Source organism: Fibrella arboris (assembly GCF_041321095.1).
Lineage (GTDB): Bacteria > Bacteroidota > Bacteroidia > Cytophagales > Spirosomataceae > Fibrella > Fibrella arboris.
Genome location: NZ_JBGGWE010000006.1, coordinates 255940 through 270511, shown reverse-complemented (window position 1 = coordinate 270511; position 14572 = coordinate 255940). Strand labels below are relative to the sequence as shown.

Genomic DNA, 14572 nt, shown 5'->3' with positions numbered 1-14572 from the left:
CTGACAAACACAACAGAACGATAAGTAGCCTGCGTAAACGTTTCTCCATCATCAAAAAGATCCCACAAAATCGACGCCAGCAACGAAGATAAGCAAACAATAAAAAGGCATACCAATCCAACGGGACAGAAAACAGAGAAGGGCGTTGCTGCTGAACCTGTCTCTTCAGCAGCAACGCCCTTCTCTGGCGGTTATAAACAGATACTAGCGCATCAATTCGTCGAACGTCAGACCAATATAGAACATAGAACCAACCGTTGAGCTACCGTACGCCTGGTAGTAAGGAGTGCCACCAATGTTGGTGCCGCCCACTTTCACAATTGATTTCATACTGGTCAGCTTGTAGCTCACCTGCGCGTCGAGGTTGTTGATAGCTGGCACCGTCGTGTTGCTGAACGGCGTTACACTTGCATCAGAAGGCTGCACAATGCTCGACTCCCAGACGAACGCATCCTGGTGCTTCAGATTCACGCTGAAGCCAAATTTAGAGGCGTCGGTAGCCCGCTTGGTCAGTGTCAGGTTGTAGCGATACTTGGGCGTGTTGAAACCCGAATATTGTACTTCTTCAGAGGCGGTGAAGTTGTTCAGGTTGTTGTTGGCGATGTTTCCGCTGACAATGTACCCTTTGTTCAGTGCGTAGTTCAGGCCAAGTGCCCAGCCCGACGCCGTGATATCCTGACTACTGTTGGCAGGCAATGAGAATACCCGACGCGTGCTACCCCCAAACACACCACTTTTCACATCCAGGAGGCCGGGTGCTGCCGAGGCCGTAGGTTGAATTAATACGGCGCTGCCAATAAAGTCGGTGTAAACGCTGTAGTAGTAGTAGGCATCGACAAACAGTTTTTTGCCGAAAATGCCCCGATAGCCAATCTCATAGTTGGCTACACGCTCTGGCTTAAAGGCCCGCTGTGTGTAGGGAACCAGTTTACCGTAGTTGTTCAGTACCGCAACACCCTGTTTCGTAGCAGCCAGGTTAGCCGAGATAGCACCCGGTAATTGCGCGGCCACGTTTTGCTGAATCAGGCCCTGAACCTGGGCCGTGGCGAGTTGTGCGGTCACGCCCTGCTGAATGGCCGCCGCCGCTGCTGAAGCCGGAATCTGCCCCGCCGCTACGGCTGCATTTACCTGTGCGGTAACGCCAGCTGTAACCTGCTGCGTTACCGCAGCCAGCACACCCGATTGTACTTGCTGGGTGATCAGTGCCCTGGCGGTGGCCTCTGTGGCGGGGTCAGCCAGTGCCTTGGTGATGTCGGCGCCAACCGCCGATACATTGCTCAAGGTGTAGGAGTTCGACAGATTATAGCGGTTGTAAAATTCTGGCAGGCCACCAATCAGGCGGGCGTTGGGCGTTTGCAGGTCGATGTACTGGTTCTGCGTGGTCGGAATCCGGAAGCCCGTCTGATACGACAGCCGGACGTTATGATCGCCAAACGTAGTCACGGCCGACACGCGAGGGGTAAACTGACCCTCGAAATTCTGGTTTTTGTCGTAACGAAGTGAAGCCGTGATTTTCAGGTGGTCGCTTAGCAAATTCTTTCCCGCCTGCAAAAACGCTCCGTATTCGTTAATGCTGATCCGTCCGGTTCGTCCTTCGGCCAGATCGGCAAACAGCGTACCTTCCGAGCCAAGCTGATATTGCCGGAAGTTGGCCCCCACCAGCACATCCGCAAACTTGATCATGTCTTTGAAGTTATACACCCCTTCGGCATGATACAGGTTCGACTTGTCGAGAAAAGCGCCGCCACCCTGCGAGATGGGCTTGTTCCGGTAGGTATCAAACAGCGTCTGGTAAGCCGACGTACCTGGCAGCGGCCGGCCCTGATCGGCTACGCCCCGGGCAGTCACCAGCGCCTGATCTTCGCTCTGACCGGCACCACGTGCCTGGGCAAATGCGCCCGCAAACTGCCCAAACCAGGTAGTACTGGGCTTCCAGGCTTCGTTCATGTAAATACTGGCCAGCCCGGCCGCGTATGAATCGCCCGAGCGTTCCTGCGTGGTATAGGCACGCAATGAATAGTTGCTGCCGCGTAGTTCGAGTTTTGCCTGCGTAATGCTGAAGTTCCGTAGTGAGTACCGACTGGCCCCCGTATATACCGTTGTTCCCTGCCCGTAGTTGAGCTGACCAATCAGCTCAGCCTTTTCTGTGATTCGGTAGTGGAGGGCTCCATTAAACTTCAGGCTTTTGGTGTTGTAATCCACTAGATCCTGCTCTTTGTAGCCCGTCCGGCTCACACTTCGGTTTGGTAACAGGCCTAATGCTGCCGATGGCAATAAGCCTGCCGTGACCAGACTTTGCCCGACCGACAACAGGTTAGCCTGGGCTTCGTCGCCGTATACGTTCACGCCATCGTAGTTAGGCGCTACGCCCGCCCCGCGAGCAGGGTCATTAACGCCAACCTGAGCCCCGTTGATGTTCAGATTGCTATAGTTCGTAGCCTGCCAGTCGTCGGCTTTGATGTAGGCGAGGTTCAATTTGAACGCGAGCTTGTTATTGAACGCTTTGGCATACCGGATCGAGGCATCGTAGAAACCGGTCGTGGCTGTGCTGCGGCTGCTTTCGTTCATAATCCCGGTTTTAACGTTGGCGCTCAGGCCCTGATACAGGAAGGGACTTTTGCTGCTCATCAGAATCAGCCCGTTGATCGCGTTCGGGCCATACAGGGCCGAGGCGGCACCCGGCAGGATCTCAACGCTTTCCACATCCAGCTCGGGCATACCCACAATATTGTCGACCGGGAAGTTCAGGCCGGGAGCCGAGTTGTCCATCCCGTCGATCATCTGTACCGTGCGTGGGTTACCGGTCGCACCAAAACCGCGCAGGTTGATCGACTTGAACAGGAAGCCCTGCGTAGCCATGTCTACCCCTTTGAAGTTGGCCAGGCCGTCGTAGAAGTTGGCGGAAGGCGTTTCGCGAATGGCCCGAATGTCCATTTTCTCAACCGCCACCGGCGACTTCATCACGCTTTCCTCTACCCGCGAAGCGGCCACAACGATCTCTTGACCCTGCAAGGCCTGTTCGTCCAGCTTGACAGAAAGCGTGGCGGTGTTACCGGCCACACTGACTTCCCGGGCGGCAAACCCAACCGACGAAACAACCAGGGTGAAGGGGGGTGGCGTATTCGTTGTCAGTGAAAAATTGCCCTTGCTGTCGGTGGTGGTGCCCGTTACTTTGTTCTTCACTTTCAGACTGGCACCGGGAATTGGTAGCCCGGCAGCATCGGTAATCTGGCCCGATACTTTAGTTTGCGCTAGGACTGTTGCCGACACAAGCAGCATGAACAGGCATAAAACGGAAACGAACTGATGTATGCGTTTCATCATATAAGTTTTTGTTGATTGTTTCTGGTGGTTGTTCAAGTGTCGAAAATACAGATACTATGGGATGTGTACAATTTAATATAAGAATCATTACTTATTTTTTAACCACAAATCGCTCAAACACTTAGTTGCCAATCAGTTACATATCATATTATTTTTTTGCTCTTCACCTGTAAGTCAGTGAGTTATTGATTGAAATATAATAAAAACGGCGATTCATGCTACGCAGTCCTGTTGTTTCGTGCAAACAGACCGTCTAAAAAAGCGCATTGCATAAGAATTAGAAGGCCACTTTCAGCTTTGCTTTACCTTTGCAGCAACATCGAGTTCACTATGAATCACACATATGTAGTAATAATGGCAGGCGGCGTTGGTACGCGCTTTTGGCCGTTTAGCCGTACGAATTATCCAAAGCAGTTCCACGATGTGCTGGGCACAGGGCGCACGCTGCTTCAACAAACTGCCGATCGTTTCGATGGCATTTGTCCAGCCAGTAACATTTACATTGTAACCAGCGATAAATACAAGGACCTCTGCCAGCAACAGTTACCCCAACTCGCCGACGATCAGGTATTGTGCGAACCAGTAGCGCGCAACACGGCCCCCTGTATTGCCTATGCCTGTTACAAAATCGCGCAGAAAGACCCGCAGGCAAACATCATCGTGGCCCCAGCCGATCACATCATTCTGAAAGAAGAAGCCTTCCGTGAAACAATCCGTACAGCGCTGGCAGCTACCGAAGGGAAAGACGTGCTGGTTACACTCGGCATTCAGCCTAGCCGCCCCGACACAGGATACGGCTACATCCAATACCTGTCCGACTCGACCGATGACGCGGATGAAAAGGTGAAAAAGGTGAAGACATTTACGGAGAAACCGCACCTTGACCTGGCTAAACAGTTTCTTGAAAGCGGCGAATTTGTCTGGAATGCGGGCATTTTCGTTTGGAACGCACAGGCCATTCAGAAAGCGTTTGAACAGTATTTGCCCGAAACGGCGGAGATTTTTGCCGAAGGCAACAACGCGTATTATACCGACGACGAAACAGCCTTTGTTCATAAAGCCTACTCGCTCTGTAAAAGCATTTCGATCGACAACGGTGTAATGGAAAAAGCCGACAACGTATATGTTGTTCTGAGCGAGTTCGGCTGGTCGGACCTGGGTACGTGGAAATCGCTGTATGAAGTATCGGATAAAGGCGATAATCTGAACGTGATCGACGGCCATATTATGTTGTACGACACAAAGAACTGCATCATCAAAACGCCGAAAGACCGCCTGGTGGTCGTGAATGGCCTAGACGGCTACATTGTTGCCGAGTACGATAATGTACTGATGATCTGCCGCAAGGACGAGGAGCAAAAAGTGAAAGAGTTTGTGGCCGACGCTAAAGAGCGGGGCAACGAATTCGTATAGGTGAGCATAGGAAGTTGGGACAAATGAGTTCGTACGACAGAAGCCCGTTTATCCCAACTCCACCATCATGCAAGTACCCACTTACAAAACCGGCAAATACACGTTGAACGTGGCTCCTTCGCCAGGGCGGCTGTGGGCTGTGATAGTGCCGTCGTGATTGATCACTACTTTTTCGCAGATGGCCAGGCCAATACCCGTTCCGGCATATTCATTTCTGCCGTGCAACCGCTGAAAGACCTGAAAGATTCGGTCTGCATATTTTTCGTCGAAACCGATGCCGTTATCGGCTACCGAAATCTGGTAATAGGCCTCAGCTGTTCGGGGAAGCGTTAGCGATGTGGGCAGATCATCGGTCGCTATCAGTTGCGAGCTGATGTGAATCCGTGGGCTAAGCAAAACACCCGACGAATCGGTCCGTCGAAATTTCAGCGCGTTGCTGAGTAAGTTCTGGAAGAGCTGCCCCAGTTGCATGGCATCGCCCAATACCGTTGGTAAACGGTCAATGTCAATGATGGCACCTGTTTCCTGAATCAATAAATCCAGGTCGGAGAGAATAGTATTGACAACATCGTTGAGCGAAACAGGCACAAACTCGTCCTGTTTTGACACAACGCGCGAAAAGCTGAGGAGATCCCGAATGAGGGTCGACATACGCAGGGTTGCTGCCTGCATTCGATCCAGGTAACTAACGCCTTCGCCCAGTTCTGTGGCATACCTGGTCTTCAGCAGGTCGCCAAACTGCTGCACCTTCCGAAGCGGTTCCTGCAAGTCATGCGATGCCACATAAGCAAAGCGTTCAAGGTTTGTATTCGACCGAAGGAGCAGCTCGTTAGATTCGTGCAATTCCTCATTCATGGCCAGATACTCTTCATTGATACTGGCATACTCTTCGTTTAGTGTTGCCAGTTCTTCATTGGTAGACTGAAGCACCCGGTTGGCCGCGGCCAGTTGGTCGGTACGCTCTTTTACCTGCTGCTCCAGGGCAAACTGGATTTTACGCTGCTCAGTGATGTCCCTGGCCGTACCACTCAGCAACATGGCTTTGCCGGCGGCATTATAAAAAACCTGTCCCTGTGCATGAATGATACGTACCTGACCGGTAAGCCGGTTAACAATGGGGTGCTCATTTTCGTATAAACCAGATGAGCCCGGCCGAATCGCCTCCTGAATGGCGTCGGCTACAGCTTGTCTAAACTCATCTGGAATTGGATTATAGGCGGCGTCAATGTCTTTGGTCGACTCTGAAAAACCAAGCCAATTCATAAATCGACTCGAATAATGGAACGTTCCCTGCTCAATATTCAAGCTCCAGGTAGCCAGTTCGGCCAATTCGATGGCCCCCCGCAACGACGCCTCGGCCTCTTCAATCTTCTTACGGGCAAGCACTTGCTGCGTAATGTCGGTAGCTACTACCAGAATGCCTGTAACGGGGCCGCTACGATCCGGATGGACGGTGCGGGTGACCGCTGATAGATCTTGTTTCGGGTCCCATTGAGGCTGGTACGTTAAATCTACATAGATGGTTTCCAGTTGGTTGTGCCGTTTGATCTCCACGGGTACCTCAGTGGCTATGTAAGGGATGCCCGTAGCGACGACCTCGTTGAGTAGCCTGTCGAACCCTTGTCCCTGCAACTCGGGCAGGGCCTCCAGCAAGGGCTTATCAAGCAGTTCATTGGGTGAACGACCAACCAGTTGGCCATAAAACGGATTGGCCATCCGAAAGCTGAGGTCACCGGCATTGATGATGGCAATAGCAACCGGCGACTGCTCGAACGATGCCAGTAACTGCTGCTGACTTTTTTCGATCCATCGCCGCGACAAGACCCGTTCAGTGACATCGATAGCCACGTTCAGGATCGCGTACACCGCCTGGTCATCGTTCAGCAGCGGTTGGTAAGTAAAGGTGAACCAGTATTCCTGTAGTCGGCCATCAACAACCAGGTTGGCTTGCTGTTCGTTGGTCTGGTAAGCTACGCCGGTGTCATAGACCCGTTCCAGCAACTCAATAAACGGTTGCCCGTCCAATTCAGGCAGCGCATCGGCCAGTCTGGTGCCAATGACGGCCGGGGTTTTGCCCCACAGCTTGATCATCGCCTCATTGGCGGTTTCGATAACCAGGTCGCGGGTAGCATAAACGGCCGTGGCAACTGGCGACTCGTCGATCAGCGTCCGGTATCGCTTCTCACTCCGTTCCAGTTCCTGATGGCCGTTTAGGGTACTGGCCATTTCCACGCAGGTGACCTGTACGCCCGCCACCGCACCGTTAGCATCAAAAACAGGCGACAGGCTGATTGTCAGGCAGGTGGCTTTACTTGCCCGCGTGCGGAACAGGGGGCTGGGCTGATTATCCAGCCGAACAGGCTTACCAGTAGCCAAAACGCTGCTGAGTGGCGGCCCGATAGCTGACCAATGAGCCGCCCATACGTCGCGGGCCGGTTTGCCTAGCAGCGCATCTGCCTGTTGACTATCCCGAAAAGCATCGTTATAAAAACATAGCAGATCATCGCCCCAAAGCAACAGCATGGGCAAAGCCGTATGAAGTAAGGTGCCTAATGAAGTGCAAAGGCTGGGCGGCCATTGGTGAAGCGGACCCGCCGACGTGGTTGACCAGTCGTGCTGGCAGATGAGTTCCCCCATTTCACCGCCTCCCCGCAAAAAAGGGTAAGTGTGGTTCGTAGTCGTTTTTTCCAACGTAAAAAGTGGTAGCTCAACTAATGATTAAGTAGCTCCCTCTCTGGTCAGACCGTGCCAACAAGCAACCGAACACGCTCGGCTGGCCGAGGCTCATAAACAGATTAGAACGGGATTAAGAGGCTTAACCAACCGAAATCGTCGTGTGTTTAAAATATGATTCTGTTCGCCCGATTAATCAGCAGTGGCCAGGTGCGTTGCTGCTGAAAGGTTACCTAATCTGGCCAATGGAACGTACCTGGCTGGTGTTTCGACCTGTTGTGTTTAGAAGAGTGGCTAGCCATTCCAGCAAAAAAGGCCCGTTAAGGGCCTTTTTTGCTGGACGTATGTTGCTGTTGATCAATGAACGCTATCGGCTTTCAATTTCTCTTTAAATACTTTTTTGAACTTGTCGAGCTTGGGCGCGATCACAAAGGCGCAGTAACCCTGATCGGGATTTTGGGCGAAATAGTTTTGGTGATAGCTCTCCGCTTCATAAAACGTAGTGGCGGGGCTAATCTCCGTAACGATGGGTTTGTTGTAGGCACCCGATTTGTCGAGTTCAGCTTTAGCCGTTTCGGCCAGGCGTTTCTGCTCGTCGTTATGGTAAAAAACCACCGACCGGTATTGCGTGCCAACGTCGGCGCCCTGCCGGTTCAGGCTGGTCGGGTCATGGCTGCGGAAGAACGCTTCGAGCAGTTCGGCATAGGTAACCTTGCTTGGGTCGTAGGTCACCTCTACGCATTCGGCATGACCGGTTGTGCCTTCGCAAACCTGCTTGTAGGTAGGGTTTTTCACCTGGCCGCCTTCATAACCAGATACGGCGGCCTGAACACCATCCAGCGTTTCAAACATGGCTTCTGTACACCAGAAACAGCCAGTGCCGAAAGTCGCTTTCTCCAGTTGTGTCGTTGAGGCTGTGCTTTGAGAATTCATAGTTTGTTTTTTTACAGAGGTGGCCGACTGAGCAACCGCAGTTGAGAAGCTGGCACTACCTCCGAATAGGGTAAGCCAGGAGGCAAAAAACAGATACAGTCGGGAGCTAGCCAGGGTAATAACCATTTGGGTTGTTTTGCGGTTAGATTGCCTACGGATAGAACAGGACTAGGTACGTATAAGTTTTCCAATCTGCGCCTGCCCGATCCGTACACCATCAACTTTGTACCAGAACGAATGAGTAAAATAGATGCCTTCCGTTACGACGGTTCCACTAAATTCTCGGCCAAAAAAGCCGATACAAAAGTTAAAGACTGGTATGACGATGAGGCTGACTACGAAAGCCAACTCCGCGAACAGGCCGCTGAGATAGATGCGCTCCAGACTCGTATGTATGCCAATAATCGGTATGGCGTGCTGGTGATTTTTCAGGCGATGGACGCCGCCGGCAAAGACGGTACCATCCAGCATGTATTTACCGGGACCAACCCGATGGGTTTACGCGTATACTCGTTTAAACGCCCTACCGAGCAGGAGCTGGATCACGACTGGCTTTGGCGAACGTATGTGAATCTGCCCGAACGCGGCACGATCGGTATCTTCAACCGGTCGTACTACGAAGAGGTGCTGGTGGTGAAAGTACATCCCGAGATTCTGACCAAGAGCCAGCATATTCCTGCCGACCTGACGGAAGACCTCGACAAAGTCTGGAAACATCGTTACGACGCCATTGTCGATATGGAAAAGCATCTGGCCCGCAATGGTTTTCCAACCATCAAGTTTTTCCTGAATGTGTCGAAAAAAGAGCAGGCCGACCGGTTGATCGCCCGCATTGAAGACCCCGAAAAAAACTGGAAGTTCGAGGAGCAGGATGTGGATGAACGTGAATTCTGGGACGATTACCAGGAGGCCTTCGAAGACGCGATCAACGAAACGGCTACCAAAAACTCCCCCTGGTACGTTGTTCCCGCCGACGACAAAAAGAACATGCGCCTGATTGTAGGCCGTATCCTGATCGACGAGCTGAAGAAACTGCCGATCAACGACACAAAACCCGATACGGCTCGGTTTGAAGCCCTCCAAAAGCTGATCCCGAAGCTGAAGGAATAGGTGTTCAGCCAACTCGACCAATGAAAAAACTACAGTCAGGTACGTTCCGCTTCGACGGGAAGAAACCCTACTCGGCCAAAGAGACCCCTACGCTCATTGACCCGTTCTACACCGATGAAGCCGACCGCGCCCGCCAGCTCGATGCCCTCAGCGAACGGATGGACCAGGCACAGAACCAGATGCATGCCCACGAAAAATATGGGCTGGTGGTGTTGTTTCAGGCCATGGATGCGGCTGGTAAAGACAGTAGTATTCGCCACGTGTTTAAAGGGGTGAACCCATCGCGGTTTAAAATTGCCTCGTTCACCAAGCCCGGTAAAACCGATAGGGCGCATGATTTCCTGTGGCGCTTCTGGCAAAAATTACCCGAGCGAGGCACCATTGGCATCTTTAACCGGACGTATTACGAAGAGGTGCTGGCCTTGAAGGTGCATCCCGAACGACTGGCAGACGGCAACGTACCCGACGAATTCATCGGTAATCTGCCCCGCCTCTGGAAAGAGCGTTATGCCGATATTACCCACTTTGAAGACTACCTGTACCGCAACGGCTTCCGGGTAGTGAAGTTTTACCTGCACGTCTCGAAAAAAGAACAGGGAAACCGGCTGATCGCCCGGTTAAGAGACGATGAGAAACAGTGGAAGCTGAGTGACAGCGATCTGGTAGAACGCGAGGAGTGGGCCAATTACATGACCGCCTACGAGGCCGCCATCAACGCTACGGCTACCAAAACGGCCCCCTGGTACGTGATTCCCAGCGACAACCGGGACAATCAGCAGCTGATCATCGCTCATATCATGACCGATGTGCTGGAATCATTACCCGTCACGTTTCCCGAAAAAGATGATAAAGAAGCCAGCCGATTGATTAAGAAAATTGAAAAGCAGGACGGGTAGTTCAGCGCCTGAAAGACATTAAGTTGAGCACCGCAGACCATTCCGACAGGTCACGCATATCCAGATAATTTGTAGGTTTTCCTGTCAGGTACTCGGCCGTGGCGGGATTTGCCAGAAAAAGCGACATGTCGAGGCTGGGAAAGATGGACTGAAACGAGTTTGGGTCTTTGAACGCACTTCCCGCCTGCGTCAGGATGAGCGCGAGTGGCACCTGGATGGTTTGGCTTTCGCCTACGTGTAGATTTATGGTGGGGGTTGCTATCGTAAACTGACCATTCAACAGCCCACCGGGCCCGGTACCTGCATCGCCAAAGGTGGTCGACAAATTCTGCCCTTTGGTGTACAGGCGTGTTAAAACAACATATTTTTCAGTGGGCTTAGCAGGTGGGGCTACCCGGCGGATAGTCAGGTTCAACGTAAATGTGAACTGGCGTAGCGGGAATTTAGGGGTGGCCATAATTTCTCCTTCCTGCGCCTGATTCGGGTTGAGAGTAATCCCTTTTCGGCTTTGATTGGGTACGTTAGCCAATACGGGGTCAGCGCCGGTTATGGTCAGCTTCTCCACCGTGAACTCGCAGTCAGCGGCCCTCTTTTGGCCGGTAAAGGTCAGACACTGCGTGTTGGGAGTACATCTGATCTGGGCAGGCAACGTAAGTACGACAACTAGAGCGCCAACAAAGCTGGGCCGCCACCGATTGATAGCCATAGTGTTTTTCTGTAAAACAAGTCTATTTATCTGATCGGAGCCTGATTTCGCTCAACTGTTGAGCCAATGGTCAGCGGCTATTTCACGGCCTTGACAACGTACCCAGCTTCGCGAAGGAGATTCAACAGGCCGTTAGGGCCAGTGAGGTGGCCAACACCCACGGCAATAAACGTAGAGCGTTCGGCTAGGAGGGGGCGCAATTGGCTCATCCAGCGAAGGTTGCGGTCGTCGATGAGTGCATAGAGATCGGCGGGCGTGTCGCTCTCGCGCTGAAACAAAGTCCACATGCCGTCAAGGTCAGCGCGCAGGTATAGGTCTGTCAGGGTACTGCCCTGTGGCCTGGGTACGTTCTTCTGCTTCACCATCCGCACCAGGTTCTCGGCCTGCTTTTCAACAGACTGCCGGTTGTAGAGCAGCGTCAACTGCTCGTCGAGGGTTTCCAGGCCTTTGAGTGGTTTTTGGGCGGCCTGAGCCTGTTTCACGAAGTACAGATCGATGGGTTGCCCCGAAAATCTGGTGAGGGTATCCGATCGTTGCCGGGCGTAGGCGACGCTGAGAGCCGTGGCGATAATGACCGGTTTGATCTGGTTGTAAAACGACAGCTCCTGACCGGTAACGGCATTGAACTCGTCGGCCACCAGTTTGTAATCGTTGGCGTCGATGAGCCGGATCAAATTATTATCGGCCATCGTCGCGTACTGCCTCACTTTCCCCGCCTCCGACGAATCGAACACCATTTCGACCACTACCCCTTCGGCGTTTTCGAAGTGGCGCCGGGTCAGGGAATCCTGCCTGAGGTAGCTATCGCGCAGAATGTGGTAAGTGCCAAAAAGATAAGACGGCTTGGCCAGGCCATTACCCGACACCTCCCATAATAACGACTGCCCTGTTGCTGCCAGGCAGGAGAGCAGGAGAATAAGGGAAATAAGGACAGGTCGCTGCATGGTGTGATCTTGGTTTTATACTGTGATACTGACCGTCTACCCCGGAAAATCGCGGTTTTGTCTATTTCTTAACATACGGCCAGCCGGGTTACTGTACTTTTGGTGTAGTACTAACAAATAGCGTGCCCCTGCCGTTATTTATGTGATTCACCGGACACAACCACAACAGGAATGAGAGCTCTATTTTTACTTTGTTTAGCCTTGACAGCCAGTGTCTTAGCGCCTGTCGTTCAGGCGCAGGATAAACTCACGGTCAACGGGTATGTAAAGGACGCATCCGATGGCGAAGGGCTGATCGGTGTATCGGTTTACAGCAAAGAAAGTAGTACAGGTGCCGTAACCAATAACTACGGATTTTACGCCATCACGCTGCCAAAAGGTACCTACACCTTCGTGATCTCGTATGTAGGCTACCAAAAACAGACCCGCACCGTTACCCTCACCGATCAGAATGTGCGCCTTGACCTTGAGTTGACAGAAGAAGGCCGCGATCTGCAGGAACTGGTTGTATCGACCCGGCGCGACGACGACAATGTGAAAAACATTGAAATGAGCGTCAATAAAGTAGACATCAAAACCATCCAGCGGATTCCGGCCTTACTGGGAGAAGTCGATGTGGTGCGTAGTATCCAGCTGCTGCCCGGCGTATCGACGGTGGGTGAAGGCGCTACCGGTTTCAACGTGCGTGGTGGCGGCATCGATCAGAACCTGGTGTTGCTCGACGAAGCGCCGGTCTATAACTCCTCCCACCTGTTCGGCTTTTTCTCGGTCTTCAACCCCGACGCGGTGAAAGATGTCAAGCTGATCAAAGGAGGCATTCCAGCCCTCTATGGTGGTCGGATCGCCTCGATTCTGGATGTTCGCCTGAAAGAAGGCAACTCGAAAAAAGCAGAATTGAACGGTGGTATCGGGCTTATTTTTAGTCGTTTATCCTACGAACGCCCGTTGTTCAAGGGGAAAGGCTCGTTCATTGTGGCTGGTCGCCGGTCGTATGCCGATATTCTGGCGCAGCCGTTTCTGACGGGCAACCTGAAAGGTTCGCAGTTTTATTTCTATGACCTAACCGCCAAAGGCAACGTACACCTTAACGAGAAAAACACGCTGTTTCTGTCGGGCTATTTCGGGCGCGATGTCTTCGGGGCCGATTTTGGGTTCAACTGGGGAAACGCCACCACCTCGCTCCGCTGGAACAAGGTGTTCAACGACAAGCTGTTTCTGAACACCACGGCGTTCTACAGCAACTACGATTACTCGCTCGATTCTGACCTTCGGAAGAAAGCCGAAAACGCCAACGATTACTTCCGCACCAATTCAAAGATCGTCAATTACAGCATCAAGCCCGACTTTACACTGTTCTGGAACAAGAATACGATCACCTTTGGCGGGCAGGCACTGTTCTATGATTTCCAGCCCGGCACGGCTACGGCAGCCAGCGCAGGCGTGGTGCGGTCGTTTGGGCTGAAAAGCAAATACGCCCTGGAAAGCTCGCTGTATGTGGGCAACGAGCAACAGGCCACCTCACGCCTGCAACTCCAGTATGGCTTGCGGTACTCGTTCTACCAGTACCTCGGCCCCGGCGAAGTGTACACCCTGGGCCAGTCAGAAACGCCGGGCCTGCGCAGCCGCCCCATTACCAACACAAAGACGTATACGGCCGGTCAAACGATTCAGACCTACGGTAATCTGGAGCCGCGTTTCGCCCTGAAATACGACCTGACCGCCAGTAGTTCAGTGAAGCTGAGCTACAACCGGCTGGCGCAGTACGTGCACCTCCTCTCGAATACGACGGCCTCCACCCCTCTCGACGTCTGGACACCTTCGACCAACAACGTGGCGCCGCAACTGGCCGATCAGGTCGCGGCGGGCTACTTCCGTAACTTTGGCGGGTCGGATGGTAACCTGTTCGAGGCGTCGGTGGAACTGTATTACAAGTCGCTGCAAAACCAGATCGACTACATTGACCGGGCCAATCTGGTGCTGAACCAATTCCTGGAGGCCGATCTGCTGTCGGGTAAAGGCCGGGCCTACGGGGCTGAGTTCTACCTGCGGAAAAGCAAGGGGCCGATCAACGGCTGGCTGAGCTACACATTGGCAAAAACGGAGCGGCTCGTTGAGGGCGTCAACGAAAACAACTGGTATCCGACCCGCTTCGACAAGCGCCACACGCTGAACGCCGTGGTGTTGTACGATCCCATCAAATCGAAACGCTGGAGCTTTTCGGCCACGTTTGTGCTGGCCAGCGGAACCCCGGCCACCTTCTTCACAAACCGCTACACGTTCCAGGGCATTGCTACGGGTACCAACCCCGACGATGTGCGCAACAACTACCGGATTCAGCCCTACCATCGCCTCGACCTGGCCGCTACGTTGCAGGGGCGCCGCAAGCCGGGCAAGCGGAAAGAAGACAACTGGGTGTTCTCGGTCTACAACGCCTACGCCCACAAAAACCCCTTCTCGGAGTATTACCGGGCCAACCCCGAGAATGTTTTCCAGACGCAGGCCATCCGGTATTCGGTTTTTGCCACGGTTATCCCATCGGTCACCTACAACTTCAAATTCTAAGCAGCCAACGT

Annotated in this window: 9 protein-coding genes; 4 read left to right on the top strand and 5 right to left on the bottom strand. The window is 52.9% G+C overall.

Annotation, left to right across the window (positions count from 1 at the left end; all coding sequences use genetic code 11):
• Positions 1–204 precede the first annotated feature (204 nt).
• The gene (locus ACAW75_RS13225; RefSeq protein ID WP_370729201.1) at positions 205–3324 is read right to left on the bottom strand and encodes a carboxypeptidase-like regulatory domain-containing protein; all 3120 of its coding nucleotides are present in this window, start codon (positions 3322–3324) and stop codon (positions 205–207) included.
• A 330-nt stretch (positions 3325–3654) separates the two neighbouring features.
• Between ACAW75_RS13225 and ACAW75_RS13220 the strand changes: the two genes are divergently transcribed.
• Entirely contained in the window at positions 3655–4737 is a 1083-nt protein-coding gene (locus ACAW75_RS13220) for a mannose-1-phosphate guanylyltransferase (RefSeq protein WP_370729200.1), read from the top strand.
• A gap of 81 nt (positions 4738–4818) precedes the next feature.
• On the opposite strand, the gene ACAW75_RS13215 is transcribed toward ACAW75_RS13220, so the two are convergent.
• Together ACAW75_RS13215 and msrA are read right to left on the bottom strand one after the other, a co-directional pair.
• On the bottom strand, positions 4819–7428 hold the full coding sequence (locus ACAW75_RS13215) for a PAS domain-containing sensor histidine kinase (RefSeq protein ID WP_370729199.1): 2610 nt from the start codon (positions 7426–7428) through the stop codon (positions 4819–4821).
• A 339-nt stretch (positions 7429–7767) separates the two neighbouring features.
• On the bottom strand, positions 7768–8343 hold the full coding sequence (msrA, locus tag ACAW75_RS13210; protein WP_370729198.1) for a peptide-methionine (S)-S-oxide reductase MsrA: 576 nt from the start codon (positions 8341–8343) through the stop codon (positions 7768–7770).
• A 237-nt stretch (positions 8344–8580) separates the two neighbouring features.
• On the opposite strand from msrA, the gene ACAW75_RS13205 reads away from it, so the two are divergent.
• Positions 8581–9453 carry a PPK2 family polyphosphate kinase gene (locus ACAW75_RS13205; protein WP_370729197.1) on the top strand — a complete coding sequence of 291 codons (873 nt, stop codon included), beginning with the start codon at positions 8581–8583 and terminating at the stop codon, positions 9451–9453.
• A gap of 20 nt (positions 9454–9473) precedes the next feature.
• Positions 9474–10349 carry a PPK2 family polyphosphate kinase gene (locus tag ACAW75_RS13200; protein ID WP_370729196.1) on the top strand — a complete coding sequence of 292 codons (876 nt, stop codon included), beginning with the start codon at positions 9474–9476 and terminating at the stop codon, positions 10347–10349.
• 1 nt (position 10350) lies between these two features.
• On the opposite strand, the gene ACAW75_RS13195 is transcribed toward ACAW75_RS13200, so the two are convergent.
• Both ACAW75_RS13195 and ACAW75_RS13190 read right to left on the bottom strand, forming a co-directional pair.
• Entirely contained in the window at positions 10351–11055 is a 705-nt protein-coding gene (locus tag ACAW75_RS13195) for a hypothetical protein (protein ID WP_370729195.1), read from the bottom strand.
• A 77-nt stretch (positions 11056–11132) separates the two neighbouring features.
• Positions 11133–11999, bottom strand: a complete 867-nt coding sequence (locus ACAW75_RS13190; protein ID WP_370729194.1) for a TraB/GumN family protein — start codon at positions 11997–11999, stop codon at positions 11133–11135.
• A gap of 171 nt (positions 12000–12170) precedes the next feature.
• Between ACAW75_RS13190 and ACAW75_RS13185 the strand changes: the two genes are divergently transcribed.
• Complete coding sequence (locus ACAW75_RS13185; RefSeq protein ID WP_370729193.1) at positions 12171–14561, top strand: TonB-dependent receptor; 2391 nt, start codon at positions 12171–12173, stop codon at positions 14559–14561.
• Positions 14562–14572 lie beyond the last annotated feature (11 nt).

Coding starts and splice junctions, on each gene's coding strand:
- ACAW75_RS13225 (WP_370729201.1), bottom strand. CDS start 3,324: ATGATGAAACGCATACATCAGTTCGTTTCCGTTTTATGCCTGTTCATG.
- ACAW75_RS13220 (WP_370729200.1), top strand. CDS start 3,655: ATGAATCACACATATGTAGTAATAATGGCAGGCGGCGTTGGTACGCGC.
- msrA (WP_370729198.1), bottom strand. CDS start 8,343: ATGAATTCTCAAAGCACAGCCTCAACGACACAACTGGAGAAAGCGACT.
- ACAW75_RS13205 (WP_370729197.1), top strand. CDS start 8,581: ATGAGTAAAATAGATGCCTTCCGTTACGACGGTTCCACTAAATTCTCG.
- ACAW75_RS13200 (WP_370729196.1), top strand. CDS start 9,474: ATGAAAAAACTACAGTCAGGTACGTTCCGCTTCGACGGGAAGAAACCC.
- ACAW75_RS13195 (WP_370729195.1), bottom strand. CDS start 11,055: ATGGCTATCAATCGGTGGCGGCCCAGCTTTGTTGGCGCTCTAGTTGTC.
- ACAW75_RS13190 (WP_370729194.1), bottom strand. CDS start 11,999: ATGCAGCGACCTGTCCTTATTTCCCTTATTCTCCTGCTCTCCTGCCTG.
- ACAW75_RS13185 (WP_370729193.1), top strand. CDS start 12,171: ATGAGAGCTCTATTTTTACTTTGTTTAGCCTTGACAGCCAGTGTCTTA.